General features: G+C 72.9%; 28 protein-coding genes and 1 pseudogene. 11 read left to right on the top strand and 18 right to left on the bottom strand.

All coding sequences use genetic code 11. The features are described 5' to 3' along the window. Positions 1 to 4 precede the first annotated feature (4 nt). Positions 5 to 565, top strand: a complete 561-nt coding sequence (locus N5I75_RS31280) for a nuclear transport factor 2 family protein (protein WP_476683036.1) — start codon at positions 5 to 7, stop codon at positions 563 to 565. A gap of 145 nt (positions 566 to 710) precedes the next feature. Then, entirely contained in the window at positions 711 to 2,312 is a 1,602-nt protein-coding gene (gene lnt, locus N5I75_RS31285; protein WP_476683038.1) for an apolipoprotein N-acyltransferase, read from the top strand. Here lnt and N5I75_RS31290 read toward each other — a convergent pair. Continuing rightward, entirely contained in the window at positions 2,239 to 3,141 is a 903-nt protein-coding gene (locus N5I75_RS31290; RefSeq protein ID WP_476683041.1) for a Gfo/Idh/MocA family protein, read from the bottom strand. The genes lnt and N5I75_RS31290 overlap by 74 nt on opposite strands. Positions 3,142 to 3,509: 368 nt before the next feature. Here N5I75_RS31290 and N5I75_RS31295 point away from each other — a divergent pair, with 368 nt between their 5' ends. Next, positions 3,510 to 4,052 carry a hypothetical protein gene (locus N5I75_RS31295; RefSeq protein WP_476683043.1) on the top strand — a complete coding sequence of 181 codons (543 nt, stop codon included), beginning with the start codon at positions 3,510 to 3,512 and terminating at the stop codon, positions 4,050 to 4,052. Positions 4,053 to 4,072: 20 nt separating this feature from the next. Here the strand turns inward: N5I75_RS31295 and N5I75_RS31300 are convergent, their stop codons facing one another. The 7 genes and pseudogenes from N5I75_RS31300 to N5I75_RS31330 all read right to left on the bottom strand — a co-directional run bounded on the left by N5I75_RS31300 (position 4,073) and on the right by N5I75_RS31330 (position 10,100). Beyond that, complete coding sequence (locus N5I75_RS31300; RefSeq protein WP_476683151.1) at positions 4,073 to 4,579, bottom strand: hypothetical protein; 507 nt, start codon at positions 4,577 to 4,579, stop codon at positions 4,073 to 4,075. 75 nt (positions 4,580 to 4,654) lie between these two features. Further along, entirely contained in the window at positions 4,655 to 5,338 is a 684-nt protein-coding gene (locus tag N5I75_RS31305) for a uracil-DNA glycosylase (RefSeq protein WP_476683045.1), read from the bottom strand. 125 nt (positions 5,339 to 5,463) lie between these two features. Then, a pseudogene (locus N5I75_RS31310) lies at positions 5,464 to 7,043 on the bottom strand (ABC transporter substrate-binding protein). A 165-nt stretch (positions 7,044 to 7,208) separates the two neighbouring features. Next, positions 7,209 to 7,976, bottom strand: a complete 768-nt coding sequence (locus N5I75_RS31315) for an SDR family oxidoreductase (protein ID WP_476683047.1) — start codon at positions 7,974 to 7,976, stop codon at positions 7,209 to 7,211. Positions 7,977 to 8,001: 25 nt separating this feature from the next. After that, on the bottom strand, positions 8,002 to 8,763 hold the full coding sequence (gene fabG / locus N5I75_RS31320) for a 3-oxoacyl-ACP reductase FabG (protein ID WP_476683049.1): 762 nt from the start codon (positions 8,761 to 8,763) through the stop codon (positions 8,002 to 8,004). Between the two features lie 156 nt (positions 8,764 to 8,919). Continuing rightward, positions 8,920 to 9,303 carry a DUF3037 domain-containing protein gene (locus N5I75_RS31325; protein ID WP_476683051.1) on the bottom strand — a complete coding sequence of 128 codons (384 nt, stop codon included), beginning with the start codon at positions 9,301 to 9,303 and terminating at the stop codon, positions 8,920 to 8,922. Beyond that, on the bottom strand, positions 9,300 to 10,100 hold the full coding sequence (locus N5I75_RS31330; RefSeq protein ID WP_476683053.1) for a HipA family kinase: 801 nt from the start codon (positions 10,098 to 10,100) through the stop codon (positions 9,300 to 9,302). The genes N5I75_RS31325 and N5I75_RS31330 overlap by 4 nt, the downstream gene beginning before the upstream one ends. A gap of 105 nt (positions 10,101 to 10,205) precedes the next feature. On the opposite strand from N5I75_RS31330, the gene N5I75_RS31335 reads away from it, so the two are divergent. Then, on the top strand, positions 10,206 to 10,673 hold the full coding sequence (locus tag N5I75_RS31335) for a Rieske (2Fe-2S) protein (protein WP_476683055.1): 468 nt from the start codon (positions 10,206 to 10,208) through the stop codon (positions 10,671 to 10,673). Positions 10,674 to 10,679: 6 nt separating this feature from the next. Here the strand turns inward: N5I75_RS31335 and N5I75_RS31340 are convergent, their stop codons facing one another. Further along, a complete protein-coding gene (locus tag N5I75_RS31340; RefSeq protein WP_476683058.1) occupies positions 10,680 to 11,273 on the bottom strand; it encodes an isochorismatase family protein in 594 nt (197 codons plus the stop codon). A 285-nt stretch (positions 11,274 to 11,558) separates the two neighbouring features. Here N5I75_RS31340 and N5I75_RS31345 point away from each other — a divergent pair, with 285 nt between their 5' ends. Beyond that, positions 11,559 to 12,029: a pyridoxamine 5'-phosphate oxidase family protein gene (locus tag N5I75_RS31345; RefSeq protein WP_476683060.1), complete on the top strand. Its 471-nt coding sequence runs from the start codon at positions 11,559 to 11,561 to the stop codon at positions 12,027 to 12,029. 15 nt (positions 12,030 to 12,044) lie between these two features. Here N5I75_RS31345 and N5I75_RS31350 read toward each other — a convergent pair whose 3' ends face one another. Then, a complete protein-coding gene (locus tag N5I75_RS31350) occupies positions 12,045 to 12,965 on the bottom strand; it encodes a LysR family transcriptional regulator (RefSeq protein ID WP_476683062.1) in 921 nt (306 codons plus the stop codon). A gap of 91 nt (positions 12,966 to 13,056) precedes the next feature. Between N5I75_RS31350 and N5I75_RS31355 the strand changes: the two genes are divergently transcribed. Beyond that, positions 13,057 to 14,022 (top strand): DMT family transporter, encoded by a 966-nt coding sequence (locus N5I75_RS31355; RefSeq protein WP_476683065.1) that lies wholly within the window; start codon positions 13,057 to 13,059, stop codon positions 14,020 to 14,022. Here N5I75_RS31355 and N5I75_RS31360 read toward each other — a convergent pair. Next, a complete protein-coding gene (locus tag N5I75_RS31360) occupies positions 14,013 to 15,344 on the bottom strand; it encodes an aminotransferase class I/II-fold pyridoxal phosphate-dependent enzyme (protein ID WP_476683067.1) in 1,332 nt (443 codons plus the stop codon). The two genes, N5I75_RS31355 and N5I75_RS31360, sit on opposite strands and share 10 nt — an antisense overlap. 37 nt (positions 15,345 to 15,381) lie before the next feature. Here N5I75_RS31360 and N5I75_RS31365 point away from each other — a divergent pair, with 37 nt between their 5' ends. Both N5I75_RS31365 and N5I75_RS31370 read left to right on the top strand, forming a co-directional pair. Further along, the gene (locus tag N5I75_RS31365) at positions 15,382 to 16,071 is read left to right on the top strand and encodes a pyridoxamine 5'-phosphate oxidase family protein (RefSeq protein WP_476683069.1); all 690 of its coding nucleotides are present in this window, start codon (positions 15,382 to 15,384) and stop codon (positions 16,069 to 16,071) included. Next, positions 16,072 to 16,719, top strand: a complete 648-nt coding sequence (locus tag N5I75_RS31370; RefSeq protein WP_476683071.1) for an FMN-binding negative transcriptional regulator — start codon at positions 16,072 to 16,074, stop codon at positions 16,717 to 16,719. Positions 16,720 to 16,723: 4 nt separating this feature from the next. Here N5I75_RS31370 and N5I75_RS31375 read toward each other — a convergent pair whose 3' ends face one another. The 3 genes from N5I75_RS31375 to N5I75_RS31385 all read right to left on the bottom strand — a co-directional run bounded on the left by N5I75_RS31375 (position 16,724) and on the right by N5I75_RS31385 (position 19,734). Beyond that, the gene (locus tag N5I75_RS31375) at positions 16,724 to 17,611 is read right to left on the bottom strand and encodes a DMT family transporter (RefSeq protein WP_476683072.1); all 888 of its coding nucleotides are present in this window, start codon (positions 17,609 to 17,611) and stop codon (positions 16,724 to 16,726) included. 486 nt (positions 17,612 to 18,097) lie between these two features. Beyond that, positions 18,098 to 19,120, bottom strand: coding sequence for an EamA family transporter (locus N5I75_RS31380; protein ID WP_476683074.1), 1,023 nt, complete (start codon positions 19,118 to 19,120; stop codon positions 18,098 to 18,100). 98 nt (positions 19,121 to 19,218) lie between these two features. After that, positions 19,219 to 19,734, bottom strand: a complete 516-nt coding sequence (locus N5I75_RS31385; RefSeq protein WP_476683076.1) for a peptidase — start codon at positions 19,732 to 19,734, stop codon at positions 19,219 to 19,221. Between the two features lie 130 nt (positions 19,735 to 19,864). On the opposite strand from N5I75_RS31385, the gene N5I75_RS31390 reads away from it, so the two are divergent. After that, positions 19,865 to 20,041 (top strand): hypothetical protein, encoded by a 177-nt coding sequence (locus N5I75_RS31390; protein ID WP_476683078.1) that lies wholly within the window; start codon positions 19,865 to 19,867, stop codon positions 20,039 to 20,041. A 78-nt stretch (positions 20,042 to 20,119) separates the two neighbouring features. Continuing rightward, positions 20,120 to 20,548 carry a type II toxin-antitoxin system Rv0910 family toxin gene (locus tag N5I75_RS31395; RefSeq protein WP_476683080.1) on the top strand — a complete coding sequence of 143 codons (429 nt, stop codon included), beginning with the start codon at positions 20,120 to 20,122 and terminating at the stop codon, positions 20,546 to 20,548. 84 nt (positions 20,549 to 20,632) lie between these two features. On the opposite strand, the gene N5I75_RS31400 is transcribed toward N5I75_RS31395, so the two are convergent. From N5I75_RS31400 to N5I75_RS31410, 3 genes are all read right to left on the bottom strand, one after another. Further along, positions 20,633 to 21,247 (bottom strand): PadR family transcriptional regulator, encoded by a 615-nt coding sequence (locus N5I75_RS31400; RefSeq protein ID WP_476683082.1) that lies wholly within the window; start codon positions 21,245 to 21,247, stop codon positions 20,633 to 20,635. 172 nt (positions 21,248 to 21,419) lie between these two features. After that, a complete protein-coding gene (locus N5I75_RS31405) occupies positions 21,420 to 21,974 on the bottom strand; it encodes a transposase (RefSeq protein ID WP_476683084.1) in 555 nt (184 codons plus the stop codon). 32 nt (positions 21,975 to 22,006) lie between these two features. Next, complete coding sequence (locus N5I75_RS31410; RefSeq protein WP_476683085.1) at positions 22,007 to 22,555, bottom strand: helix-turn-helix domain-containing protein; 549 nt, start codon at positions 22,553 to 22,555, stop codon at positions 22,007 to 22,009. Between the two features lie 67 nt (positions 22,556 to 22,622). Here N5I75_RS31410 and N5I75_RS31415 point away from each other — a divergent pair, with 67 nt between their 5' ends. After that, positions 22,623 to 23,432, top strand: coding sequence for a PhzF family phenazine biosynthesis protein (locus N5I75_RS31415; RefSeq protein WP_476683088.1), 810 nt, complete (start codon positions 22,623 to 22,625; stop codon positions 23,430 to 23,432). A gap of 3 nt (positions 23,433 to 23,435) precedes the next feature. Here N5I75_RS31415 and N5I75_RS31420 read toward each other — a convergent pair whose 3' ends face one another. Beyond that, on the bottom strand, positions 23,436 to 24,236 hold the full coding sequence (locus tag N5I75_RS31420) for a CPBP family intramembrane glutamic endopeptidase (protein ID WP_476683090.1): 801 nt from the start codon (positions 24,234 to 24,236) through the stop codon (positions 23,436 to 23,438). Between the last annotated feature and the right edge of the window lie 277 nt (positions 24,237 to 24,513).

Consider the following 24,513-nt stretch of genomic DNA (forward strand, 5'->3'; position numbering starts at 1 on the left):
GCCGATGACGCAGCGTGTGGAACTGGCGACGGTCCTGGACCGGCTCGCCGTCGACGATCTGGTGACCGGCTACGCGGTGGCCGTGGACGACGGCGACTGGGCGGCGTACCGCGCCCTGTTCGCGCCGGACGGCCGCGCCGACTACCGCGCCGCGGGCGGCGTGGAGGGCAGCGCGGAGGAGATCGCGCGCTGGCTGACGTCCACGATGGAGCTGTTCCCGATGCGCCAGCACCTGATCGTCAACCGGCTCGTCCGGTTCGACTCCGTCGACCGGGAGATCGGCGACGCGGCGCACGTCCAGGCCGACTACATCAACCCGATGCGCTTCCCCGACGGGAACGGCGGGGCGGGCGGGACCGGTAGGACTGGTGGGAGCGGTAGGGCTGGTGGGAGCGGTGGGAGCGGTAGGGCTGGTGGGAGCGGTGGGAACACGGCTCCGGACTTCGTGTGCGGCGGCCGGTACGCCTTCGATCTCGTCCGCACCGCGCCCGGCTGGCGGCTGCACCGGGTGACCGTCCACGAGAAGTGGCGGCGCGCCCCCGGCCCCGCCGCCACCGGCACATGACCTCCCCTTGACGCCCTTGATCGCCGGCCTCCCGCACACTGAACGCATGCCGCGGCCGCCGCCGGGTACGCCGGGTGCCGACGCCGGTCCCGGACGAGCCGGTCCCGGCCCGGTACGACCGGTACGAACTGGGAGGACGACCCCTATGCAGCAAGGGCGAGGGCCATGGGCGCGGCGGCCGGCCCCGTCACCCTGGTGGCGCGGCGCCGCGGCGGTCCTCGCGGGCGCGCTGCCCGCCCTCGCGTTCCCCGCGCCGTCGCTGTGGTGGCTGGCGTACGTGGCCCTCGTGCCGTGGATGCTGCTGGCGCGTTCGGCGGGCACGGCGCGCCGCGCGGCGCTCGACGGCTGGCTCGGCGGCCTCGGCTTCATGCTGGCGGTGCACCACTGGCTGGTGCCGAGCCTGAACGTCTTCACGGTCGTCATCGCCGCGCTGCTCGGTGTGTTGTGGGCGCCCTGGGGCTGGCTCCTGCGCCGGCTGCTGCACGGGGCGCCGACGCCCGGCCGGGCGGCGACCGCGCTGGTGGCCGTGCCCTCGGGCTGGCTGATGGTGGAGCTGGTCCGCTCCTGGCAGGGGCTCGGCGGGCCGTGGGGGCTGCTCGGCTCCAGCCAGTGGCAGGTGGTGCCCGCGCTGCGGCTGGCGTCGGTGGGCGGCGTGTGGCTGGTGAGTCTGCTGGTGGCGGCCGTGAACACCGGGGTTCTGCTGCTCGTGGTCGCGCGCGGGGCGCGGACGCCCGCGGTGGCCGGGCTCGTCGCGGCCGTCGCCGTCACGGGCGCGGCCTGGGCGTGGGCCCCGCGCCCGCAGACGGACGGCGAGGTCCGCGTGGCCGTCGTGCAACCGGGCGTCATCGAAGGCCCCGGGCCCAGGTTCGACCGCGAGGAGGAGCTGACCCGTCAACTCGCCGGGAAGGGCGTCGACTTGGTGGTGTGGGGCGAGAGCAGCGTCGGCTTCGACCTCGCCGGACGCCCCGACCTGGCGCGCCGGCTCGCGGCCCTGTCCCGCGCGGTCGACGCGGACATCCTCGTCAACGTGGACGCGCGCCGCCCCGCCACCGGAACGAAAGGGGACACGAGCCAGGGCATCTACAAGAGCTCGGTGCTGATAGGTCCCGACGGCCCGACGGGCGACCGCTACGACAAGATGCGGCTCGTCCCGTTCGGCGAGTACATCCCCGCGCGCTCCCTGCTCGGCTGGGCGACCTCGGTCGGCAAGGCCGCGGGCGAGGACCGCAGGCGCGGCACCCGGCAGGTCGTCATGGACGTGCGCCACGGCGACGCGGAGCTGCGCGTCGGGCCGCTGGTCTGCTTCGAGTCGGCGTTCCCCGACATGACGCGGCAGCTGACCCGGGACGGGGCCCGGCTGCTGCTCGCACAGTCGTCGACCTCCACCTTCCAGCGCAGCTGGGCGCCCCCGCAGCACGCGTCGCTCGCGGCGGTACGGGCCGCGGAGACCGGCCGCCCGATGGTGCACGCCACCTTGACCGGGGTCTCCGCGGTGTACGGCCCGGACGGCGAGCGCGCGGGCCCATGGCTGTCGACCTCGGCGAGCGCGGCCCGCGTGTACACGGCCCCGACGGCGCACGGCGAGACGCTGTACGTCCGCTTCGGCGACTGGCCGGTCCACGCGGCGGTCGTGGCGCTCTCGGTTCTGGCGGCGGCGGAGGCGTTCCGGCTGCTCAGGCGCCCTGCTGTACCTCACGCACGATCCGCTCGCACAGTTCGTGCGTGGCGAGCGCGTCGCGCGCGCTGAGTGCCTTGCCCGCCCGTACGGCGTCGAGGAAGGCGAGCACGACCTGCTCGATGCCGCGCTGGCGTGCGACCGGCACCCAGTCGCCCCGGCGGCGCACGGTGGGCTGGCCCTTGTGGTCGATGACGTCGGCGAGGTTGACCACCTGCCGCTTGGTGTCCTGCCCGCTGATCTCGAGGATTTCCTCCGCCGAACCGCTGAGCCGGTTCATGACGCCGAGCGCGGTGAACCCGTCGCCCGCGAGCTGGAGCACGACGTGGTGCAGCAGACCGTCCTGGACGCGGGCCCGCACGGTGACGTCGTCGACCGTGCCGGGCACGAGGAAGCGCAGCGTGTCGACGACGTGGATGAAGTCGTCGAGGATCATCGTGCGCGGCTCCTCGGGCAGGCCGACCCGGTTCTTCTGCAGCAGGATCAGCTCGCGCGGGTGCTCGGCGCACTGCGCGTAGCCGGGCGCGTGGCGCCGGTTGAACCCGACCGCGATACCGACGCCCCGCTCCTCGGCGAGGCGCACGAGGCGTTCGGAGTCGGCGAGTTCGTAGGCGAGCGGCTTGTCGACGTACGTGGGGACGCCCGCCTCCAGGAGCCGCGTCACGATCTCGGGGTGCACGGCGGTCGGGGCGTGCACGAAGGCGGCGTCAAGACCCTGGGCGAGCAGCGCGTCCAGGTCGGCGTGGCGCCGCGCCGCGGGGATGTGGTGCCGGTCGCCGACGCGCGCGAGGGTCGCGGGCGTCCGGGTCTGCAGATGCAGCTCGATCCCGGCCTGCGCGGTCAGCACCGGCAGATAGGCCTTCTGCGCGATGTCCCCAAGCCCGATGCAGCCGACCTTCATGGTGCCTGAACCCCTCTGTAGCCCCGCCCCGCCGCCCGCGCAGCGGTCCCGGCAGCATACGGGGCGCCTCACCGGCGGGGTGTCGTACGGGTAGGGGCGATCCGGTGCCCAGGCCCCGGGGGCGTCCGTGGCGGTGGGTGCCCCGGCCCTGGGGGCGTGCGTGGCGGTGGGTGCCCCGGTGCGCGGGTGCGCGGTCTTGGGGCCCCCACACGCACTGCACCGGGCCAACCCGGCGCCCGTACGGCACCGGACCGCCCCCTCGCCCGCCGTCGTTCACATACAACGCCGGACCAAGCCCGTCACCCATACAGGGCAACCAGCTCCGCTACCACTCCCCCGCCGCACCCTCGTGCACCACAGTGGCCCGCGTGCCCCAGAATCCTCGTATCCCCGGCTCAGCCGCGCTCCTGCTCGCGGCGGTCGTCGTGCTCGGCGTTACGGTGGCCGGATGCGTGAGCGTGCCGAGCACGGACGGACCGGCCAGGCCCGCGTCGTCCGTGACCGGCCCGGCTCCCCGACCCGACGGTCACGCCGGGCGGCCGCTCGTCCAGGCCCCCGTGCGCGAGGCGCTGAAGCGTACGGGCCGCGCGCCGCACCCCTCCGAGGCCGCCCCGCGCCAAAGCGCCCCGCGGACCGGGACTCAGCACACCGAGGCCCCGTACGCCGGTACTCCGCACGCCGGGCCTCCGCACGCCAGGACTCCGCACACACAGGTCCCGCCCGCCCGGCGGCTCCCGCACCACCCGGCCCCGGCGCCGAAGTCCCCGCCCCGGAGGACCACGCCCGCCGCGCGACCCGTCGCCCCGAAGCCGCCCGCCCGGACCGACGTGTGCGCCCTCGGCCGCGCGTACGGGCACTGGGCGCCGGACAGCCCGCAGGCCGTCATCTGCCGTGACGCGTACGGTAATTGAGCTACAGGAGATGCCGGACGCTAGTCCCCGGGCAGCTCCGCCACCCGCCGCTCCAGCTGAGTGAGGGCGGCCCGCACTCCGTCCCCGTACCCGTCGTCGCCCAGCGCGTCGACGACCGACCGGGCGCGGGCGAGGTGGTCGCGGGCCGCGCCGGGACGGCCGAGCTTCACATAGTCCGCCGCCAGATTCAGATGCAGCGACGGGTAGAGGGCCCGCAGCGCGAGGGACCCCTCGTGCGCCGCGAGCCGCTCCCGCGTGAGCCCGTCGGCGGCGGTCAGCGCGCGCAGGTCCCAGGCCAGCTCGTCGGCCGGGTCGTCCTGGGTGTCGGCCAGGTAGTGGGCGAGCGTGCAGCGGTGCAGCGGGTCGCCGTCCTCGCCGACCTCGGCCCACAGGGCGAGGAAGCGGCCGCGGGCCTCCTCGCGGTCACCGGCGTGCGCCAGCATGACGGCCTGCCCGATCCGGGTCGGCATGGCGTCGTCCGCCGTCCGCTCACGCTGCTGTGCCACTGGCTCCTCCATGTCCGGCATGTCCGGGTCGGGCCGCGCGCCGGTCCCGGCCACCGACGCTAACGGCCGCCGCCGGTGATCCGGGGCAGGCGCGGCTCAGCCCAGATCGGGGATGCGCCAGTCGATCGGCTCGTGGCCCTGCGCCGCCACCGCCTCGTTGATCTGCGTGAACGGCTGGGAGCCGAAGAACTTCCGCGCCGACAGCGGCGAGGGGTGCGCCCCCTTGACGACGATGTGCCGCTCGGTGTCGATGAGCGGGAGCTTCTTCTGCGCGTAGTTGCCCCACAGGACGAAGACGGCCGGGTCGGGCCGGTCGGCGACGGCGCGGATCACCGCGTCGGTGAACTTCTCCCAGCCCTTGCCCTTGTGCGAGTTGGCCTCGCTCGCCCGCACGGTGAGCACCGCGTTCAGCAGCAGGACGCCCTGCTCGGCCCACGGCATCAGATAGCCGTTGTCCGGGATCGGGGTGCCCAGCTCGGCCTGCATCTCCTTGTAGATGTTGCGCAGGGACGGGGGCGTGCGCACGCCGGGCCGCACCGAGAAGCACAGCCCGTGGCCCTGGCCCTCGCCGTGGTAGGGGTCCTGCCCGAGGACGAGGACCTTCACCTTGTCGTAGGGCGTCGCGTCGAGCGCGGCGAAGACCTCCTCGCGCGGCGGGTAGACGGGACCCCTGGCGCGCTCCTCCTCGACGAACTCGGTGAGCTCCTTGAAGTAGGGCTTCTGCAGTTCCTCGCCGAGGACGCCGCGCCAGGACTCGGGCAGCATCGCGGTGTCGGTCACGTCAACAACCTCCGGGGTACGGGCCTTTCAAGGCCCTACAGGGCCCAAGCAGGGCCTTTCACAACACCCTCGAACCTACCGGCGCCCACTGACAACCGGCCCCCGGCCCCGGAAACACCCGCTCGTCACCAGCTCGTCTTGCGGTGCAGCTCCCACATCATCATGATCGTCGACGGGTCGAGGGCGCGTTCCCCGCCGGAGATCTCGTCGCTGGCCGCGATGTACTGCTTGCCCTGCCACAGGGGAAGGAGCCGGGAGTCGTCGGCCATGATCTGCTGGGCGCGCTCGAACTGGCGCACCACGGCGCCGCGGTCGCTCTCGCTGCGGGCCTGCGGCAGCAGCTTGTCGGTGATCTCGGGCGACACGTAGGGCGTGCTCACCGCGTTCTCCTCGCCCACGAAGGGCGCGATGAAGTTGTCGGCGTCCGGGAAGTCCGGGAACCAGCCGCGCCCGAACACCGGGTACTCGCCCTTGCGGTACCCCTGCTCGTACGTCTTCCACGGGCGGCTCTTCAGCTTCACCGTGAACAGCTTCGACGCCTCCAGCTGCCGTTTCAGCTCGGCGAACTCGGGTTCCGTCGCCGACCCGTAGCGGTCGGTGGTGAACCAGAGGGTGAGCGGGACCGGGGCGCTGATGCCCGCCTTGGAGAGGATCTCGGCCGCCTTGGCCGGGCTCGGGTCGCCGAAGTCGTCGAAGAAGTCGGTGGTGTGGCCGGCCAGGCCGCGCGGGACCATGGAGTACAGCGGTTCGACGGTGTCCTTGTAGACCTGGTGCGCGATGGCCCCGCGGTCGACGACCTGGGCGACGGCCCGGCGCACGGCCCGTTTGCCCGCCCACGGGTCCTTGGGGTTGAACACGAGGTAGCTGATCTCGGTGCCCGCGCCCTCGACGAGCTGGAGGCCCTCCTGGCCGCTCTTGTCCTGGAGGTCCACGACGTCCGCCGCCGCGAGACCGCGGAAGGTGGCGTCGATCCGGTGCGACTTCAGGGCGGAGACCATCTCCGCCGACGTGGCGAAGTAGCGGATGGTCACGGCGTCGTTCTTGCGGTCGGCGAACCCCTTGTAGTGGGTGTTCTCAACCAGCTCCGCCTTCTGGTCCTCCGTGTACGCGCGGAGCGCGTACGGTCCGGAGCCGGTGACCTTGCCGTCGGTGCGCAGCGCCTTCGCCGGATACTCCTCGGGGTCGACGATGGACATCGCCGGGGTGGCGAGGACGAACGGGAACGTCGCGTCAGGCTTCTTCAGATGAAACGTTACGTCGCGCTCGCCCTCCGTCTCGACGCGGTCGAGGCTGCCGAGCAGGCCGCTGGGCCCGCCCTTGACGCCGATCGCGCGGATCCGGTCGATCGAGTGCTTCACGGCGGCGGCGTCGAGCGGGTCCCCGTCGGAGAACTTCATGTCCTCGCGGAGTTCGCAGTGGTAGACGCGGTTGGCGCCGTCCTTGAAGGAGCAGGTGGCGGCGTCGGGCTCCGGCTGCGCGGCGCCCGAGGGAAGGCGACGAGGGTCTGGTACACGTTGCGGAACAGCTCCCAGGAGCCGTCCCAGGAACCGGCCGGGTCGAGGGTGCTCGGCGCGCTCGTCGTCCCCACCACGATCGGGCCGCCGTCGTCCTCGGAGCCGCCGGAGTCGATCAGTCCGCACCCGGCGAGCAGAACCACGGACGAGGTCGCCGCCCATGTCCGTGGGGCAAGCAAACGTCTGAACACGCGCACGCTCCTCGATCAGCCATGCCAAGAGTCGGCAGACCATACCGCAGTGGCCTGCCGGATCAACTCCCTGATCCGACAGGCCACTTCATGCGTTGAGAACGTTTGTCAGGCGTTGTCACCCGACGCCCGCAAAGTCACTCCCGTCTCACCCGGGAGGCGGCGTCAGGCGACGCCCGCGTTGAGGAAGATGCCGCCGTCCACGACGAGCGTCTGCCCGGTGATCCAGTCGGCCTGGTGCGAGGTGAGGAACGCGGCGGCGCCGCCGATGTCCTCGGGCACGCCGAGCCGGCCGAGCGGGTAGGCGGCCGCGGCCTCGGCCTCCCGGCCCTCGTACAGGGCCTGCGCGAACTTGGTCTTCACGACCGCCGGGGCGATCGAGTTGACCCGCACCTTCGGCGCGAACTCGTGCGCGAGCTGGAGCGTGAGGTTGACCATGGCGGCCTTGCTCATGCCGTACGCGCCGATGAACGGCGAGGCCGAGACACCGGCGACGGACGCGATGTTGACGATCGCGCCGCCGTTCTCGCTCTGCCACGCCTTCCACGTCCGCTGCGCGAAACCGAGCGCGGAGACGACGTTGGTCTCGAAGACCTTGCGCGCCACGTTCAGGTCGAGCTCGGCGATGGGGCCGAAGACCGGGTTCGTACCGGCGTTGTTGACGAGGAAGTCGACGCGGCCGAACGCCTCCATGGTGCGCTCGACGGCTGTCGCCTGGTGCGCCTCGTCGTGGGCCTTTCCGGCGACGTAGACGGCCCGGTCGGGGCCGAGGTTCTGCACGGCCTCCTTGAGCGCGTCCTCGCCGCGTCCTGTGATGCAGACGCGGTCGCCGCGCGCGATCAGGGCCTCGGCGATGCCGTAGCCGATGCCGCGGCTGGCGCCGGTGACGAGGGCGACGTTGCCGGACAGGGGCGGGAGTTCGGAAGAAGTCATGTCAGTCACGTCCAGGGCCCCGGTTTCAGTTGAGCGGTCCGCCGGCCACGTACATGACCTGGCCGGAGACGAAGCCGGCGGCGTCGCCGGTGAAGAAGGCGATGGCGTTGGCGATGTCCTCGGGGCGGCCCACGCGCTGCACCGGGATCTGCGTGGCGGCGGCGGCCTGGAACTCCTCGAAGCCCATGCCGACGCGGTCGGCGGTGGCCTTGGTCATCTCGGTGACGATGAAGCCCGGGGCGACCGAGTTGGCGGTGACGCCGAACTTGCCGAGCTCCTTGGCGAGGGTCTTGGTGAAGCCCTGCAGACCGGCCTTGGCGGCGGCGTAGTTGACCTGGCCGCGGTTGCCGAGCGCCGACGACGAGGAGAGGTTCACGATGCGGCCGAACTTGGCGTCCACCATGTGCGACTGGACGGCCTTCGACATCAGGAACGCGCCGCGCAGGTGCACGTTCATGACCGTGTCCCAGTCGTTGGCGCTCATCTTGAACAGGAGGTTGTCGCGCAGGACGCCCGCGTTGTTCACGAGGATCGTGGGGGCGCCGAGCTCGGCGGCGATGCGCGCGACGGCCGCCTCGACCGCCGCCTCGTCGGAGACGTCGCAGCCGACGGCGAGCGCCTTGCCACCGGCGGCGGTGATCTTCTCGACGGTGTCCTTGCAGGCCGCCTCGTCGAGGTCGATCACGGCGACGGCGCGGCCTTCCTCGGCCAGCCGGATCGCGGTGGCGGCGCCGATGCCGCGCGCGGCTCCCGTGACGATCGCTACGCGCTGCTCAGTGGTGGACATGCTCTGTGGTCTCCTCGCCATAGAGGGCGGCCGCGCCACCCGGAACAGGTGAGCGACCGCTTAGTACCCTGTGGCTGTGACGCTAGAAGCCCTGGCACCCGGTGTCAACGTACCCACCGGGTGCCCCTGATCACTCGGCCTGTTCCCGCGCGGTTCTCAGCGCACCAGAAGGTCGAGCAGCCGCTCCGCCTCGGCTGCCGGATCCGCCGTCAGTCCGGTGTGCACGGGCCCCGGCTGCACCACCGTGGAGCGGGGCGCGATCAGCCAGCGGTAGCGGCGGCCCGCGTCGTCGGCCGCGGCCTGGCCCGCGCTCTCGCCGCCCCGGCAGTGCCGTTCGACGGCGTGCAGGAGGGCGCGGACGCCCGCCACGTCCGCCTCGGGGTCGAGGGCGAGCAGCCGCGCCTCGTCGAGGTGGGTGAGGGCGGTGACGAAAGACTTGGCGCGGCAGTACACGACGACCCCGGCGTTGATCTGCTCGCCGCGTTCGACGCGGGGCACGACGCGAAGGAGGGCGTACTCGAAGACGTCGCGGTCGCTCACTGCGTGATCCAGCCGGTCGTAGGGGCGGTCCCGGTGCGGGGGTCCGTGGGCAGCTCGATGCGTTCGTGCACGGTGGCGGCGCGCTCCGCGAGCAGCTCCACGTACGCGCGGCGCACCGCGTCCGGGCTGTCGAACCCCGGTTCGTCGGTCAGCCACACCTCGGGCACGTCGGCGGCGGCCTCGGCGAGCAGCTCCTCGGTGACGCGGGGCGCGAGCTCCGCGGCGGCAGCGGCGACGTCGGGGCCGAACCGGGCGAGGGCGTGGTCCGTCGCGTCGTACGGCCTGGCCGCCCAGGCGGACGCGGTGCGCCAGTTGTGGTGCCAGATCATGGTCGCGCCGTGGTCGATGAGCCACAGGTCGCCGCCGTGGACCAGCATGTTGGGGTTGCGCCAGGACCGGTCGACGTTGTTGATCAGCGCGTCGAACCAGACGACCCGGCCCGCCTCCGCCGGGTCGACCGCGTAGGCGAGCGGGTCGAAGCCGAGCGCGCGCGGCAGGAACCGCATCCCGAGGTTGGTGCCGCCGCTCGCCTTGAGCAGCTCCTGCACCTCCGGGTCGGGTTCGCCGAGCCCGAGCACCGGGTCGAGGGCGAGGGCGACCAGCTCCGGCACCCGGAATCCGAGCCGGCGTGCGAGCTGTCCGCAGACCACCTCCGCGACGAGCGTCTTGCGGCCCTGTCCGGCGCCGGTGAACTTCATGACGTACGAGGTCAGATCATCGGCCTCGACCAGTCCTGGCAGCGATCCACCCTCCCTCAATGGGGTGACATAGCGGGTCGCCGCGACTTCCGTGAGCATGGGGCCAGGTTATGAGATCGGCGAGCTGTTGAACGCTCCGGGATCACCGCACGTACGGGAGAGCACCCCCACGGGATCCAGCCGACCGTCGAAAGGACCGACAGCATGACCGATCCAAGGATGTCCGCGCCGCTGGGCCCGGCGCCCGCGCGCCGCACCGTCGTCGCGGCGGTCGGCGCGGTGGGCCTCGCGGCGGCGCTGACCGCGTGCGGCGGCTCGGAGAACGACGGGTCGTCCGAGCCCGCGGGCAACGCCTCGTCGGCGGACGGCGGCGGCGGTGGCGGTGGCCAGGAGCTGGCGAAGATCTCCGACATCCCCGAGGGCGGCGGAAAGATCTTCGCCGACGCGGGGGTGGTGGTGACCCAGCCGACGAAGGGCCGGTTCAAGGGGTTCACCAGCACCTGTACGCATCAGGGGTGCGCGGTGACCAAGGTCGAGGGCGGCACGATCGACTGCCCGTGCCACGGCAGCAAGTTCTCCATCGAGGACGGCAGCGTCAAGAACCCGCCGGCCACGCGCCCGCTGGCGGAGAAGCAGATCACGGTGACCGGCGAGTCGATCACCCTCGCCTAGGTCCGGTCACCCTCGCCTGGGCCGCTTCCAGGCGGCCAGCACGTCGCTCGTCGTCACCACGGTGGCGACGAGCGCGAGCGTGTTGCGGACCATCGCGGGGGTGTAGTCGGCGGGCACCCCCGCGATGGCGTCCTTGGGAACGGCGACGGTGTAGCCCAGGTTCACGGCGTCGAACACCGCGTTCGGTATGGCCACGTTGGCGGAGACGCCGGTGACGAGGAGCGTGCGGCAGCCGAGGTTGCGCAGGAGCGGATCCACGTCGGTGCCCGCGAGCGGCGAGAGCCCGTGCAGGCGCCGGACGATGAGGTCCTCGTCGGCGACCTCGACGGGCGGGGCGATCCGGACGGCCCTGGACCCGGAGAGCTGCTGCACGGGGAGGCGTTCGGCGGCGCGGAAGAGGCGGGCGTTGCGATTGGCGCCGCGGCCGTCGGGGCGGCGCTCGGCCACGGCGTGCATCACCTGGACCCCGCTCTCGTGGGCGGCGGCGACGAGGCGGGCCACATTGACCAGCGCGCCCGAGGTGCGCGCCGCGTCGGCCAGTTCGGGCAGGGCGCTGTCGGTGCCGACGACGCCCTGCTGGCACTCGACGGTCAGCAGCACCGTGCGCGGTCGAGCACTCGGCCAGGTCCTCGCGCGGCGGCATGGCGGCCCCCCCCTCCTGTACGTCCTCGCTCCCGGAGGTTTTCCCGAAGGCTCTCGGCTCTTCCGAAGGCTCTCGGCTCTCCCGGAGGCTCTCGGCTCTCCCGGAGGCTCTCGGCTCTCCCGGAGGCTTTCCCGAGGGCTGGAGACTAGCCACCATTGCGCGGGGACGGAAGAGACCGCATCCTGCTTTTCTGACACCCCGTCAGCCATCCGCCTCGCACGACGCAACGGACAAGGAGCGCCATGGCCGCCACCCAGCAGCGCCGGGGACGCAAGATCATGATGACCCCGCAGGAGCTGGACTCGTTCCTCACCGAGCAGCGCACCTGCCGGGTGGCCACGGTGTCGGCGGACGGGATGCCGCACGTCAGCCCGCTGTGGTTCGTGTGGGACGGCACCTCCTTGTGGCTGTACTCCCTCGCGCGCAGCCGCCGCTGGGCCGATCTGCGGGCCGACGGGCGGGTGGCCGTGGTGGTCGACGCGGGCGAGGAGTACGGGGAGCTGCGCGGCGCCGAGTTGTCCGGGCGCGTCGAGTTCGTCGGCGAGTCGCCCCGGACGGGCGAGCCGTGTCCCGAACTCGAAGCGCCGGAGCGGCTGTTCGCCCGGAAGAACTTCGGCATGTCCGAGATGTTCCACGACGGCCGGCACGCCTGGGCCCGCCTCACCCCGGACAAGATCGCCTCCTGGGACTTCCGGAAGCTGGCGGAGCTGTAGGCCCCTCGGCCGGCGTCAGCCCCGGTCCGCCGACTGCCCCAGATCCGCGCCCGCCTTCTGCAGCGCCTCCACCGCCGCCCTGATCGAGGGGCGGCGGTCGGCGTCCGCGCGCCAGACCACGTAGACGTGGCGCCGCACCTGATGGCGGACCGGGACGGTGACCACGCCGGGCGGCATCGGGTCGCGGCCGAGCAGCGGGGCCACGCAGACACCCAATCCGGCCGAGACGAGCGCGAGTTGGGTGTGGGTCTCGGCGGCGATGTGGCCGATGCGGGGCTCGACGCCGCCCGCGCGGAGCGTGAACAGCAGCCACTCGTGGCAGAACTCCCCCTCGCCCCAGGTGATCCACTCGTCGTCGGCGAAGTCCTCCAGGCGGACCTCGGCGCGGTCCGCGAGCGGATGCCCGGCGGGCATCGCGATGTCCGCCGGGTCGTCGAGGACGCTCGCCTTGACCAGGCCGTCGGGCAGCGGCATCGGCTTGTTGTGCCAGTCGAGCACGACGGCCAGGTCGGTGTCGCCGCGGATCACCCCGGCGACACCGGCCTCCGGCTCCGACTCGTGCGAGCGCACGCGCAGCTGCGGGTGCGCGGCGCGCAGGGCGGCGAGCGCGGCCGGGACGAGGCCGCGCGCGGCGGTCGGGAACGCGGAGAGCCGCAGCTCCCCCACGACCTGCCCGCGCTGCGCCTCCAGATCGGACTGGGCCAGCTCGACCTGCGACAGGATCCGCCCGGAGTGCTCGGCGAGCAGCCGCCCCGCGTCGGTGAGGCGCACCCCGCGCCCGTGCTTGGCGAGGAGCTGCTGCCCGACCTCGCGCTCCAGCTTCGTCATCTGCTGCGAGACGGCGGACGTCGTGACGTGCAGCGCGTCGGCGGCGCCGCTGACCGAACCGTGCCGGGCCAGCGCGTCGAGGACGCGCAGCCGCTCCAGATTCAACATGGCGACGATGCTATAGGTAAGCGCTGCTAATGGGTACCGGGCACATAATCTCGCTTGTGCTACGAGGAAGCGAGGCGCGATTCTTGTCCCCATGAGCACCGTGACCCCGGCGAGCGCCGCACCCGCCGCCACCACCGACACCCCTTCGGCCGCCCCGCCGCGCCGCGCCCTCGACTGGCGCGTCCGCTTCGGCGCGCTGTCCCTGATCTGGGGTTTCAGCTTCCTGCTCATCAAGGTGGGCACGGACGGGTACGCCCCGTTCCAGGTGACGTTCGGCCGCCTGGTCTTCGGCACGCTCGTGCTCGCCGCCGCGATGGCCGTGAAGCGGGAGCGGCTGCCCCGCGGTGCCCGCACCTGGGGCCATCTGGCGGTGGCGGCGTTCTTCCTGAACGCGCTCCCGTTCTCCCTGTTCGCGTTCGCCGAGGAGACGATCCCCTCGACGCTCGCCGGGATCTGCAACGCGACGTCCCCGCTGTGGGGCATGGCGCTCTCCCTGGTCGCACTGTCGGAGGACCGGCCGACGCGGCGCCGGGTCGCGGGTCTCGGCCTCGGCTTCCTGGGCGTGCTCACGGTCCTCGGCATCTGGCAGGGTTTCCACGGCCTGGACGTGACGGGCACGGTGATGGCGCTGCTCGCCTCGTTCAGCTACCCGGTCGGCTGGATCTACGTCCGCCGCACCCTCGCGCACACCGGCCGCTCCCACCTGTCGATGACCGGCGCCCAGCTCCTGCTCGCCACCGTGCAACTGGCCGTCGTCACTCCGCTGTTCACGTCCTGGCCGCACGGGTTCCCGGTGGTCCCGCTCCTGTCGGTCGTCGCTCTGGGCGCCCTGGGCACCGGTCTCGCGGTCCTCATCCAGTACGGCCTGGTCGCCGAGGTCGGCCCGACGACGGCGCAGATGGTCACGTACTTCATCCCGGTGATCGCCACCGCGGCCGGTGTCGCCGTGCTGGGCGAGTCCCTGAGCTGGTCGACGCCGGTCGGGGCGGTGATCGTCCTTGCGGGCGCGGCGCTCACCCAGCCCCGCCTCCGGGGGCCCCGGAAGCCTCAGGCGTAGGACCGCACCGGCCCCGCCCCCACTGCCGCCGCCACGACCTCCGCCACCGCCCGGACCTCCCCGGGATCCAGGCGGCTCACGGTGATCCGGACGCCCGGCGCGGCCGCCATCCGGAAGCGCGCGCCCGGGGCGACCGCCCAGCCCGCGTGGAGGAGCCGGGCCACCGCGCCGGTCTCGTCGGGGACCGGCACCCACACGTTCATGCCGCTGCGGCCGTGCGCGGCGACGCCCCGCTCGGCGAGGGCCGCGATCAGGGCGTCGCGCCGCTCGCCGTACGACGCCGCGACGGCCCGCGCGTCCACGGCGCCGCTCTCCCACAGCCCGGCCACCGCCCGCTGCACGATCCGGCTGACCCAGCCGGGGCCGAGCCGCTGGCGCCCGCGCACCCGGTCGAGGGTGACGGGGTCGCCGGTCAGCACCGCGAGCCGCAGATCCGGGCCGTAGGCCTTGGCGACGGAGCGGACGAACGCCCAGTGCCGGACCGTTCCGGCCAGCGGGCGCAGTGGCAGGTCGACGATGCCGTGCCCGTGGTCGTCCTCGATGAGCAGCACGTCCGGGTGCGCGGCGAGCACCGTGCGCAGGTCTTTCGCGCGCGCCGCGCTCACCGCCGCGCCGGTCGGGTTCTGCGCGCGGTCGGTGACCACGAGCGCCCGCGCCCCTTCGCGCAGCGCCCGTTCGACATCCGCGGGCAGCGGCCCGTCGTCGTCCACGCCGACCGGCACGATCCGCAGGCCGAGGGCGGGTACGAGGTCCAGCATGCTGCCCCAGCCCGGGTCCTCGACCGCGACGGCGTCCCCGGCCTTCAGGTGCGCGGCCAGCACCCGTTCGATCGCGTCGAGCGATCCGGACGTGACGGCCACCGGACCGTCGGGCACGCCGTCCTGATCCAGATCGGCCCGCGCGCGGCGCACGAGCGCGGGCTCCAGGGGGTCATCGCCGTAGAGCACGGGCTCCCGGTCCGCGACGGTGGCCGCCGCCGCGAACGCCTCGGTGAGGGACGGCAGCAGCGCCGTGTCCGGATTGCCGTCGGACACGTCCCGCACGCCCGGCGGCACGTCCACCCGGATGTGCTCGCGCGCGGTCGTGGCGGGCTTCGGGCGTACACGGCTGCCCCGCCGGCCCGCGGTCTCGATGACCCCGCGCTCGCGCAGGGTGCGGTACGCGGCCGCGACCGTGTTCGGGTTCACCCCGAGCCGCTCCGCCAACTCCCGCATGGGCGGCAGCAGTTGACCCGGCACGAGACCGCCCGCGGCCACCGCGCGCTCCACGCTCGCCGAAATCTCGGCGGCGCGCCGCCCTTCGATCGGATACTCTCCTAGCACAAACCACAGTTTGCACTAGTGCAATGGAGTCCGCAACATGAGCGTCGCCCCTGAGTCGCCGGCCGCCACGTCTGAGAACGCCTACGCCCCGACGGCCCGCACGGTACCGACCCGCTCCGCGAAGCGTGCCGCGTACGACCGCGCGCTCGTGCACGCGATACTCGACGAGGCGTACGTCTGCCACCTCGGCTTCGTGCGCGACGGCGCCCCGGTCGTGCTTCCGACCCTCTACGGCCGGGTCGGCGAACGCCTCTACGTGCACGGTTCCACGGGATCGCGCCCGCTGCGCATGGCCGGACAGCAGGACCCGGGGCTTCCGGTGTGCCTGACGGTGACCCACGTCGACGGTCTCGTCCTCGCCCGCTCGGCCTTCCACCACTCCATCAACTACCGCTCGGTCGTGGTCCACGGCGTCGCGCACCAGGTCACCGACCCGGAAGAGAAGCGCCTCGCCCTCGACGCGCTCGTCGACCACGTGGTGCCGGGCCGCGCCGCCGACTCCCGCCCGGCCAACGCCAAGGAGCTGGCCGCGACCGCCGTGCTCGCCCTCGACCTCGCCGAGGTCTCGGCCAAGGTCCGCACCGGCGGCCCGAACGACGAGCCCGAGGACCTGGAGCTGCCGCACTGGACCGGCGTCGTCCCGCTGCGGCCGGGCTACGGCCCGCTCGTCCCGGCCGACGACCTCGCCGACGGTGTCGAGGTCCCCGCCTACCTGCGGGGACTGTGAATGCTGATCCACCCGTGGGACGCGGCCCGCTCCACCGCCGAGTGGCAGCGCTGGCTCGCCGCACACGACTTCGGCCAGCTCGCCGTCAACGGCCTCCCGGGCGAACCGCCCTTCGTGCAGCCGATGCACTTCGCCTACGACCCGTCGGCGGGCGGCGAGTTCGGCGAGGCCGTCGCCCATCTGGCACGCCCGAACCCGCTCTGGGCCGCGCTCGACGCGAGCCCCGACGTGCTGCTCAGCGTCGTCGACGACTACGCGTACGTGCCCGGCCCCTGGCAGGCGCTGCCCGGCGCCCCCGCCGAGCACGGGACGCCGACCAGCGTCTACACCGCCGTCCAGCTCCGCTGCACCGCCCACGTCGTGGACGACCCCGGGGAGAAGGCCGCGCTGCTCAACCGCCAGGTCGGCCACTTCCAGCCGCCCGGCCTCTCCGCGACGGCGGCGGTGGGCGAGGCCCCGTACGGGCGGATGCTCGCCGGGATCCGCGGGATACGGCTCGAAGTGACCGGCGTACGGGCGAAGTTCAAGTACGCCGGGCACAAACCGGAGGAGGTCCAGGACCGGATCGCGGCGGGGCTCGCGGGCCGGGGCGCTCCCGGTGACGCCGCCGCGCTCGCGGGGCAGCGACGGCGGCGCCGGGAGGCCTGATCCGTTACGTGGTGGAGCGCGCCTCCCCCACCGCGAGGCCGAGCACCGCGGCCAGCATCAGCGCGGTGCCCGTCACGGTGGCGGCGGTCAGCCGCTCCCCGAGGAACGTCACGGCGATGAGCGCCGCGGCGACCGGTTCGAGCAGCATGATCACGGACACCGTGGCCGACCGGACGACGGCCGCGCCCGCGAAGTACAGGGCGTAGGCGAGCGCCGTCGGCACGGACGCGGTGTACGCGAGGAGCACCAGGATCTCCACGGGCCTGGCCGTGTGCGGGACCAGGCCCTCGGCCGCGCCGAGCGGCAGCAGCGCGAGCGAGGCGACCGCGAACGTGGCCACGGTCGTGCCGAGCTGGTCACCGGCGCGGCCCGCCCGGCCGAACCACCGGGTGAGCAGCGTCATCACGGCGTACCCGGCCGCGGAGACGAGCGCCCACAGCACACCGACCGGGCGTACGGTCGCGCCGCCGCCGGCCAGGACCAGCACGGCGAGCCCGCCGAGCGCGCCCGCGACGGCGATGACTCCGCCGCGCCCGAGCCGCTCCCCCAGGGCCGACCGGGCGCCGAGCGCGATGAGCACCGGGCCCGCGCCGAGCGTGACGACGGTGGCGACGGCGAGGCCCGTCGCCCCGACAGCGGCGAAGTAGGCGGTCTGGAACACGGCCAGGCACAGCCCGAGCACGACGTACCGGACACTCCTGCGGCCGAGCGGTTCGCCCGCCGGTGCGGATGCCGGCCCGCGCCGCACCACCCGGGCGCCCACGAGCAGGACGAGCCCTCCGAGACACCGCCAGAACGACAGGGCGGCGGGCCCCAGATCGCTCAGCCGGAACACGACGGAGGCGGCGCCGCCCGCGGTGCCCCAGGCGACACCGGCGACGACGAGGTACAACAGGCCGCGCCCGACGGGCAGTCGAGTCGCGGAGGGGACAGCGGACGGGACAGCCGACGGGACAGCGGAACAGGCTTCGGAAGAAGGCGCGGCTGAGCCGGCCTGGACATCATGCGACACGTGGATCTCCACGGAAGGGACCCCGCCGCGGCGAGGCCCGGGGACACGGACCGTCCTGCGCGGACAGCCACGAGACCCGGGCCGCCCGCGAACGGGCCCGTCGGCGGATCCCTCCGGACACGGCACGGCCACGGTCGTGACCGACGGCCGGAAGAGATCGACGCCGCCCCTGGACGCCCCGGCGGACCGGCAGCACCGTGCGGACCGGCACCCACCGAGGGTGCCGGTCTCCTCTCACGGCGGCGGAACGGATCGCCGGACGTGACGCCCCGGGTCCGTCCGGTCGCCATCAACGGCAACCGGACGGACGGGCCCTAGGCCCCCGGAGGCGGCAGAACGAGTGCGCGTGCGTGCATGATCCGGAGCCTAGACCGCGCCGCCCGACCGGGACAACGAGGTTTCCGCCGGTTCCGCCCCGGCCGGCTCGGGTGCGGGAGCCGCCGGCTTCGAGGACTGCGCGATGAACGCCCCGACCAGCACCACCGCACCGCCGAACAGCTGCGGCGCCGACAGGTGCTCGCCGAGCAGGACCCATGCCAGCACGGTCGCGATCACCGCCTCCAGGCACGCCACGACCCCGGCCACCTGCGGCGAGAGCCGCCGTACGGACACCACCCCGGTGACGTACGCGACGACGGTGGCGAGCAGCACGATCCAGCAGAGCAGCAGCCAGGCGGGAACGCCGGTGCCGTTCATCGTGGCGTCGCCCGCGAGCACCGACCAGTCCATGCCCCAGGGCCGGGCGACGACGGTCAGCACGACGGCGCCGATGAGCAGCCCGTACGCGATGACGCCGAACGGGTCGGGCACCTCACCGCCGGAGGCACCCGCGTCGCTGCCCTGGTCGGACAGGACGAAGTAGCCCACCTGGCAGCAGGCGGCGGCCAATGCGAGGAGCAGCCCGAGCGCGTCGAAGCTCAGTCCCGCCCACACCTCCACCACGCACGCGAGTCCGCCGACCGCGAGGACGACGCCGAGCGCGGCGGCGCGAGTCACCGGCTTGCGCTGCACGAACCGGACCCAGCCGAGGACGAGCGCGGGCGCCAGGTACTCGATGAGCAGGGCCACGCCGACCGGGATGCGGGAGATCGCCGCGAAGTAGCAGGCCTGCACACCGGCGACGGCGAGCAGTCCGAACCCGAGGAGCAGCAGGGGCCTGCGCCGCACGAGGGCGCGGTGGCGCCAGGCGACGGGCAGCATGACGAGCGCGGCGCCCGCGACCCGCAGCCACACCACGTGGAGGGAATCGAGCCCCGCCTCGATCAGCGGTTTCGCCGCGACGCCCGAGCCGCCGAACGCGAGCGCGGAGACCAGTGCGAGCCCGAGGCCGAAGCCGCGCCCGCTGGTTCCCCGACTCTCCTGAGACCCCTTTGACCCATGCACCGGCACATCATGACAGGGCGAGTCAGCACCGTCATCCCCGATGACCCCTGTCTCACAGGCCGGACGCAGGACGGGCCCGGCCGCGCGTCATCGCACGTTCAGGCTCAGCCGAGCCGCCCGCGCAACCGCGCCACATCCACCCCCGCGCGCCCGAGCACCTCCACCGCCCGGCACTCTGCGTCCGCCGCGAGCGCCGCGAGGACGTCCACCCCGCGGGCCCGCTCGCCCCCGCGCGCCGCGGCCCGCTCATCGCCCGCCCGCACCGCCGCAGCGACCCGCGGCGACCAGCCCGGCGCTCCCCCGACGACCGGCACCGCGCCGGAATCCTCCACGGCACCCTGCCACTGCAGCCCGTAGCCGATGCTGCGCTGCACGAGATAGCCGAGGAGCCGGGCGACCTGCCCCTTGTCGTCGAAGGCCGCCCGCACCTCGGCGTCGGCCTCAAGGAGCGAGTGCAGCAGATGGGCCGTGTCGATCTGCCGGTCGCCGTCCCGCAGCGCACGCCGCCGGGCCCCCGCGACCACCAGGGCCAGCTCGTCACTGAGCGGGGCGGCGGGGGCGTTCGACGGGGTAGGGCTCTGCACGTACCCCACCCCATCAGCCCTGATGCACAGGAACATCGCCGGTGAGGAGCATCTTCGCGTCCGACACAAGGTGGGCACACGCTCCCGGCGCCTCCTCCTCAAGGAGGAGAGGCAACCACCACCCCCGCCCCGCTCGTCCGTCACAGACATGGAGAGCGGGTGCTGGATGGTGACCCTGCCCGCGGTCGACGGCAGGCAGTACGCGTACCGGGTGTACGCCCCGCCCGACGCGCTCCCCGCCGACCTGTTCTGGGACGCCTGGCACTGCCACGACGAGGGTCCGCACCCACGCGCGTACGACGTGTTCGACGCGGCACGGATCGAACGCATCCGACCTTCCTGACGGTTCATCAGTATTGAATGTTCGAGGCCGGACGGCTACTTTCCGCGACACACGCCACATCTGCCGAAGGGGTGCCGGATGGCCGAGGTCAGCGCGGAAGCACGCATCGAGGCGCCCGTCGAGAAGGTCTGGGCACAGCTCACCGACTTCACCGCGTACGGGGAGTGGAACGCCACGCACACCGACTTCCCCAAGGGCGCCCCCACCGCCCTGGAGGTGGGCGGGCAGTTCGCGGAGAACATGAAGCTGATGGGGTTCCCGGCCGAGGTGCTCTGGACCGAGGAGCTGGTGGGCCCGCGCACGTTCGCGATCGGCGGGAAGGGCCCGATGGGCGTGCACGTCGGAACGCGCTACACCCTCACGCCCGACGGGGACGCGACGACGACGATCCGCGCGGACGGCGAGTTCACCGGCGCCGCCGTCTCCCTGATGGCGGGCAAGCTGAAGGACTCGGCGACGGCCGCGCTCCAGGAGTCCCTGCGCAGACTGGCCGCGCTGGTGACCTGACCCGTACACGAAGAGGCGCCCCGTACGTGACGTACGGGGCGCCTCTCGCGCGCTCTGTCTCCTGGTGGCCGAGCCCGCACGGGCTCAGTCCTCGTCGGCGAGGATCAGGTACAGCTTCTTGCGCGCTTCGTTGATCACGGTGAGCGCCTTCTCGCGCTGGTCCTTGCTGCCGGTCTTCCAGACCTGGCCGAACGCCTCCATCAGACCGAAGCCGGCCTGCCGGATCTCGTTCATGGCGTCCCAGTCGACGCCGCGGCCGGCCTCCTCCCAGGGGGCCTCGGGGCCCTCCTCGGCGGCGGTGCGGCCCTCGTCGGTGAGCGAGAAGAGCTTCTTGCCGCCCTCGCTGGCGCTGGCGATCAGGCCCTCGTCCTCGAGCAGCTGGAGCGTCGGGTAGACGGAGCCCGGGCTGGGCTTCCACGCGCCGCCGCTGCGCTCGGCGATCTCCTGGATCATCTCGTAGCCGTGCATCGGGCGGTCCTTGAGGAGGGCCAGGATCGAGGCGCGCACGTCACCGCGGCGCGCTCGCCCCCGGGGCCCGCCTCCGCGGCCGCCGCGTCCGCCCCAGGGTCCAGGCCCGAAGCCGGGTCCGAAGGGCCCGAACGCGCGCCGGCCCTCGAAGCCGCCGCGCTCGAATCCGCCCCGGCCTTCGCGGCCGGGTCCGTAGTGTCCATGTCCATGGTCGTGTCCGTGGGTACGCATGGGAATCAGTCCTTTCGTCACTGATCGTGGGTTTCGACAGTCGCGATCATCAACCGATCGCGATGTCTCAACGATATATCGGAAGCAGTCGCATGACAACCCCTCGCCGGGAACACCAGAAAACAGGGCCATCGGCGCCGGATTGGCCTTGGTCAGGAGAGCGCGGGGTCGTCTAAGCGGCCTGGGTGAAGTTCCCTGCTGATGTGCGGATCCGATTGCGTCGGCGGGTCAGGGCCTGGTCGACGGCCTGGCCGATGTCGTCGGTGCTGGTCTGGGTGCGTTGTGGATAGTCCGCGTACTTCGCCTGCCGCCAGACCAGCTCGATATCGTTCAACTCCGGGCTGTAGGGCGGCAGGTAGAACAGCTCCACTCCGATCTTCGCGAGTTGTCGCCGGCGGCCCTTGAACGCCTTGGCCACGTGTGCGGAGGCGTTGTCCAGGACGACGGTGCACGGCCGTCGGCGGCACCAGAGCGGGATCGCATCGACTCCGACGCCGTCGGCAGCCAGCTCGAGCACGCTCGCGCCGCCGCCCAGGCCCGCCAGGCGGACGCAGACGAAGTCCAGCAGCATGCGGGCATCGATTTTGCCATCGGTGTGCTGCCAGAGCAGGTCCGGCTCGATGCCGACGATCTGCGCGCCCAGGACGTTGACCCGGCGGCCGCGGGTGTCTTCCTTCGCCACCACGGCGCGCTGTCCGAGGCGTGACCAGGTGTATCCGGTGGGCATGGTGGGAGCGAAGCCGGACTCGTCCAGGTAGATCAGGTCGCGCCGGCCGGCGTTCGCCTCCAGCCGTAAGGCCGCAAGTCCTCCAGCTGGGCCCGGGCGGTCTGCTGGAGGACGGGGTCGGCCTTGTGCCGCATGCTGTCGCGGGTGCGTTTCCAGCGGAAACCCTCCCGGTGCAGCAGCTCGGCCAGCCAGTCCGTGGAGATCTCCACCCCGCGTTCCGCCTTCAGCCAGTCGCACAGGCCCGGCGTACTCCACGTAGTCCCCGCCGCGGCGGACTCATCCAGCAGCTCGCCCAGTGCGGCTCGGTCCTGCGGGGTGAGAAGCCGGGCTGGACGGCCGGGACGTCGGGCATCGCGCAGGCCTGCTATTCCGCCCTTTTGAAGGCGGTGGACCGCGGTCCGGACCGTGACCGGGTGGCATTCCAGCAGGTCGGCGACCTCGGCCGTGCTTCTGCCACGGTCGAGGAACCGGATGCACTCAGCCCGCTGCCGGGTATACGCGGTCAGATCACCGCGAGCCAGCAGTCCGTGCAGCTCACGGCGCTGATCGTCACTCAGTTCCACTCGGAGGTTTTTCCCCATGGCGTCCCTCCCACGGGGCGCCTACCCAACACACCCAACTTCAACGGTCCCGCTTAGCGTCCGAGGCATGCGTATTCGTATCGTCGACGCCTTCACCGACCGCCCCTTCGCGGGCAACCCCGCGGGGGTCGTGCTCCTCGACGCCTTCCCGGACGATGCCCGGCTCCAGAGCGTCGCCATCGAGGTCAACCACGCCGAGACCGCCTTCGCGCACCCGCTGCCGGAGGGCGGCGACGCGGACTGGGCGCTGCGCTGGTTCACCCCCGGCACCGAGGTCGACATGTGCGGCCACGCCACGCTCGCCACCGCGCACGTCCTGCACTCCACGGGGGCGGCCGACGGCCCGGTCCGGTTCGCCACGCGCAGCGGCGTCCTCGTCGCGGCCCCGCGCGAGGACGGCTCGTACACCCTCGACTTCCCGACGGCCCCGCTGACGGAGGAACCCGCGCCGGACGGGCTCGCCGAGGCGCTCGGTGCCGCGCCGCTCTCCGTGCACGACACGGGCCGTCTCGTCGGCGACCTGGTGGTCGAACTGGCCGACGAGAAGACGGTCCGGGCCCTCGCCCCCGACCTCAAGGCGCTCGTCGGGCTCTCCGCGCGCGGCATCATCGCGACGGCCCGCGCCGAGGACCCGTCACAGGGCTACGACTTCGTCTCGCGCTGCTTCTTCCCGGGCGTCGGGGTCGACGAGGACCCGGTGACCGGCAGCGCGCACACGGCCCTCGCCCCGTTCTGGGCGCGACGCCTCGGCCGCACCGTCCTCACCGGTCTGCAGGCGTCGGCGCGCACCGGCCTGGTCCGCGTCGACCTGCGCGGCGAACGCACGCTGCTCGGCGGCCGCGCCGTCACGACCATCGAGGGCGAACTGCTGGTGTAGCGCTCAGGCGGTGGGCAGCCAGTCCACCTTGCCCGCGAGCAGCGCGTATCCGACGAACGCGCCGATGTCCAACAGGGAGTGGGCCACGACCAGTGGCCCGACCCGCCCCCACCGCCGGTACAGGTAGGCGAAGACGACGCCCATCGCGAGGTTGCCGAAGAACCCGCCGATGCCCTGGTACAGGTGGTACGAGCCGCGCAGCACGGACGACGCGACCAGCGCCGTGCCGGGCGTCCACCCCAACTGCCCGAGCCTGCGCAGCAGATACCCGACGACGATGACCTCTTCCAGTACGGCGTTCTGCACCGCCGACAGGATCAGCACCGGGTACTTCCACCACACGTCGGGCAGCGCCTCCGGCACCACCGTCAGGTTGAAGCCGAGGCCGCGCGCCGCGAGGTAGAAGGCGATGCCGGTGGAGCCGATGACGGCGGCGAGCGCGGTGCCGCGCACCCCGTCGAACCACGGCCGCGTCCGGTCGAAGCCGATCGTGCGCAGGCTCCCGCCCTCCCTCAGCAGGAAGTGCGCGACGAGTGCGACGGGCACCAGCGCGCTCGCGATCCCGAAGAGCTGCCACGCGAGATCGAGCCACGGCCTGCCGGGGGCCGCCGACGCGTTGAGCGTGGCCGCCTGGTCCTTGAGGCCGCCCGGCTTGGTGACCGAGCCCACAAAGCTGATCAGCGCGGACACCCCGCTCGCGCCGAGCGAAAGACCCAGGACGAGGAGTGTCTCGTCCCGCAAGAATCGTCGCGAAAGCCCCCCGTCGGGAAGAGAATCAGCCACCGTTCCCGCCTCCACCTGCACACCTGCCTTACTTGGGTAATCCCGCCGCATCCCCCACGCCGCCCCGCTAGGGTCTCGAATGCAGGTACGAAGATCGCGTGCGAGGCCGAGGGGGCGGACGCCGCAGTCCGGCGCACCTCTCCCCTCCTTGCTCCACCGCTTATATCGCAACTGCCTATTCGGCTCAGGGAGGGGCACCACCGTCATGGGACGTCACAGCAGCATGCCCGACGCACACGGGTCGGCCGAGGCCGACCCGCGCCCCCGCTCGCGGGGCCGTTCGGTGGCCATCGCGACG

This window comes from Streptomyces sp. R818, assembly GCF_056172735.1.